This is a genomic window from Nocardiopsis sp. TNDT3, from assembly GCF_003427465.1.
In the GTDB taxonomy this organism is placed as follows: Bacteria; Actinomycetota; Actinomycetes; order Streptosporangiales; family Streptosporangiaceae; genus Nocardiopsis; species Nocardiopsis dassonvillei.
Genome location: NZ_QPFC01000857.1, coordinates 1 through 3,757, shown reverse-complemented (window position 1 = coordinate 3,757; position 3,757 = coordinate 1). Strand labels below are relative to the sequence as shown.

Below are 3,757 nucleotides of genomic sequence, written 5' to 3'. Positions count from 1 at the left end.
GCCCCGCCCCGACCTGCGCCTGGCGCACATCCCCGTCGGCCCCGTGGTGGTCTTCGGCGCGAGCAACTTCCCCCTGGCCTTCTCCACCGCCGGGGGCGACACGGCCGCGGCCCTGGCCGCCGGGTGCCCGGTGATCGTCAAGGGCCACAACGCCCACCCCGGCACCGCCGCGCTGGTCGGGCGCGCCGTGGCCGACGCGGTGCGCGAGAGCGGCCTGCCCGGCGGCGTGTTCTCCCTGTTGTTCGGGGAGGGCAACGGCATCGGACAGGAGCTGGTCGCCGACCCGCGCGTGAAGGCCGTGGCCTTCACCGGGTCGCGGGGCGGCGGGCTGGCCCTGATGCGGGTGGCGGCCGAGCGCCCCGAGCCGATCCCGGTCTTCGCCGAGATGTCCTCGGTCAACCCCGTGTTCGTGCTGCCCGGCGCGCTCGCCGGGCAGGGCGCCCAGGACCTGGCCGGGGCCTACGTCGCCTCGCTCACCCTGGGATCGGGGCAGTTCTGCACCAACCCCGGGCTGGTGTTCGTCCCCTCCACCCCGGACGGGGACCGGTTCGTGGAAGCCGCCGCGCGCCTGGTGGCCGACGCCACCGGCCAGACGATGCTCACCGCGCCCATCGCCGCGGCCTTCCGCGACGGGGTGGAGGCGCTGGAGGGGCGTTCGGAGGTCGTGCTGCGGGCCAGGGGCGGCGAGGGGGAGGGCCCCAACGCGCCGGCCCCGGCCCTGGCCGAGGTGTCCCTGGCCGACCTCACGGCCGACCCGCGCCTGAGCGAGGAGGTCTTCGGCGCCGCGGGCACGGTGGTGCGCTACCCCGACGCCGCCGCGCTGCCCGCCGCGCTGGAGGGGCTGGAGGGCCAGCTCACCGCGACCCTGCACGCCGACACCGGCGACGCCGACGACCTGGCGGCGGCGCGCGCCCTGCTGCCGGTGCTGGAGCGCCGCGCGGGCCGCGTCCTGTTCGGGGGCTGGCCCACTGGGGTGGAGGTGACCCACGCGATGGTCCACGGCGGCCCCTTCCCCGCCACCTCCGACGGCCGGGGCACCTCGGTGGGCAGCCTGGCCCTGCACCGGTTCCTGCGGCCGGTCAGCTACCAGGACATGCCCGACGCCCTGCTGCCGCCCGCACTGCGCCAGGACAACCCCTGGCGGCTGAACCGACGAGTCGAGGGCACCGTCGTGCCCGGAGGAGACCCCGCATGAGCACGCCCACCATCGCCTCCGTCGACGTGGTGCCGGTGGCCGGACGCGACAGCATGCTGCTCAACCTCAGCGGCGCCCACGGCCCCTTCTTCACCCGCAACATCGCCATCCTCACCGACAGCGAGGGGCGCACCGGCCTGGGCGAGGTCCCCGGCGGCGAGCCCATCCGCGCCACCATCGCCGACGCCGCCGAACTGCTCGTCGGACGCCCCGTCGCCGAGCTCAACCCCCTCCTGCGCCGCGTCCAGGACGCCTTCGCCGACCGCGACCGGGGCGGGCGGGGCGAGCAGACCTTCGACCTGCGCACCACCGTGCACGCGGTCACCGCCCTGGAGTCGGCCCTGCTCGACCTGCTGGGCCAGCACCTGGGCGTGCCCGTCTGCGACCTGCTCGGCGAGGGCCGCCGACGCGAGCGGGTGCCCATGCTGGGCTACCTGTTCTACGTCGGCGACCGCGACCGCACACCGCTGCCCTACCCCGAGGCCAAGGACCCCGCCGACGACTGGGAGCGCCTGCGCACCGAGCCCGCGCTCACCCCCGAGGCCGTCGTCGCCCTGGCCGAGGCGGCCCGGAGCCGCTACGGCTTCCGCGACTTCAAGCTCAAGGGCGGGGTGCTGGCGGGCGAGGAGGAGGCCGCGGCGGTCCGCGCCCTGGCCGCGCGCTTCCCCGACGCCCGCGTCACCATCGACCCCAACGGCGCCTGGTCGCTGGCCGAGGCGACCGCGCTCTGCTCCGACCTGCACGGCGTCCTGGCCTACGCCGAGGACCCCTGCGGTGCTGAGGGCGGCTACTCCGCGCGCGAGGTCATGGCGGAGTTCCGGCGGGCCACCGGCCTGCGCACCGCCACCAACATGATCGCCACCGACTGGCGCCAGATGGCGCACAGCGTGCGCGTCAACGCGGTGGACATCCCGCTGGCCGACCCGCACTTCTGGACCATGCGCGGCTCGGTGCGCGTGGCCCAGCTGTGCGAGGACTTCGGTCTGACCTGGGGCTCGCACTCCAACAACCACTTCGACATCTCCCTGGCGATGTTCACCCACGTGGGAGCCGCCGCCCCCGGCGACATCACCGCCCTGGACACCCACTGGATCTGGCAGGACGGGCAGGCCCTGACCCGCAGGCCCCTGCGGATCGAGGACGGCGCCGTCACCGTGCCCACCGCCCCCGGCCTGGGCGTGGAGCTGGACCGCGACGCCCTGGCCGCCGCGCACGAGCTGTACCTGGAGCACGGCCTGGGCGCGCGCGACGACGCCGCGGCCATGCGACACCTCGTCCCCGACTGGACCTTCGATCCCAAACGTCCCGCGATGGTGCGCTGAACCCCCCGTCCCTCCCACTTCCGGAGACCCCATGAACACACCCGCCGAGCCGCGGGGCGGCACCCGCACCGGCACCGCGGGGGGCACCGCCACCGACTCCATCGCCTCGGTGACGCTGTCCCGCGTCGACCTGCCCCTGTCCACCCCCATCAGCGACGCCAAGGTGCTCACCGGCCGCCAGAAGCCGCTCACCTCGGTGTCGGTGCTCTTCGCCGAGATCACCACCGAGCAGGGACTCGAAGGCGTCGGCTTCACCTACTCCAAGCGGGCCGGAGGCCCGGGCCAGTACGCCCACGCCCGCGAGGTGGCCCCCGAGCTGATCGGCGAGGACCCCAGCGACATCCAGCGCCTGTGGACCCGCCTGGTGTGGGCCGGGGCCTCGGTGGGGCGCAGCGGACTGGCCACCCAGGCCATCGCCGCGATGGACATCGCCCTGTGGGACCTCAAGGCCAAGCGGGCCGGGCTGCCGCTGGCCAAGCTCCTGGGCGCGCACCGCGACGCGGTCGACTGCTACAACACCTCCGGCGGGTTCCTGTCCGCGCCGCTGGAGGAGGTGCTGGACAACACCCGGGCCGCCCGCGCCGCGGGCATCGGCGGTATCAAGATCAAGGTCGGCCACCCCGACCACCGGGTGGACCTGGCCCGCGTGGAGGCCGTGCGCGAGGAACTGGGCGACTTCCCGCTCATGGTCGACGCCAACCAGCAGTGGAACCGGGGCTCGGCCGCGCGCATGGGGCGCCTCCTGGACCGGTTCGACCTGGTCTGGATCGAGGAGCCGCTGGACGCCTACGACGTCCGGGGGCACGCGGACCTGGCGCGCGAGCTGGCCACGCCCATCGCCACCGGTGAGATGCTCACCAGCCCCGCCGAGCACGAGGCGCTGATCCAGGCCGGGGCCGTGGGCTTCATGCAGCCGGACGCGCCGCGGGTCGGGGGCATCACCCCGTTCCTGGACGTCATGGCCCAGGGGCGCGGGGCCGGGGTGCGGATGGCGCCGCACTTCGCCATGGAGATCCACCTGCACCTGGCCGCCGCCTACGAACTCGACCCCTGGGTGGAGCACTTCGACTGGCTCCAGCCCCTGTTCGAGGAGCGGCTGGAGACCGCGGGCGGGCGCATGCTCGTTCCGGACCGGCCGGGTCTGGGCTGCACGATCAGCGAGCAGGCCCGCGCCTGGACCGCCCAGAGGACCCGGGTGGACGCCGACGGCCACACGGACCTGAAGGGCTGACCGGCCGCG

General features: G+C 75.1%; 3 protein-coding genes. All 3 read left to right on the top strand.

Features of this window, described 5'->3' with window-relative positions:
• On the top strand, nucleotides 1–1,195 hold a 1,195-nt coding region (locus DQW06_RS20650), incomplete at its 5' end, for an aldehyde dehydrogenase (NADP(+)) (RefSeq protein WP_157983524.1).
• Nucleotides 1,192–2,517 (top strand): enolase C-terminal domain-like protein, encoded by a 1,326-nt coding sequence (locus DQW06_RS20645; RefSeq protein WP_013153523.1) that lies wholly within the window; start codon nucleotides 1,192–1,194, stop codon nucleotides 2,515–2,517. The genes DQW06_RS20650 and DQW06_RS20645, both read left to right, overlap by 4 nt.
• Nucleotides 2,518–2,548: 31 nt before the next feature.
• Complete coding sequence (locus DQW06_RS20640; RefSeq protein WP_071622235.1) at nucleotides 2,549–3,748, top strand: mandelate racemase/muconate lactonizing enzyme family protein; 1,200 nt, start codon at nucleotides 2,549–2,551, stop codon at nucleotides 3,746–3,748.
• The last annotated feature ends 9 nt before the right edge of the window (nucleotides 3,749–3,757 follow it).

Coding starts and splice junctions, on each gene's coding strand:
- DQW06_RS20645 (WP_013153523.1), top strand. CDS start 1,192: ATGAGCACGCCCACCATCGCCTCCGTCGACGTGGTGCCGGTGGCCGGA.
- DQW06_RS20640 (WP_071622235.1), top strand. CDS start 2,549: ATGAACACACCCGCCGAGCCGCGGGGCGGCACCCGCACCGGCACCGCG.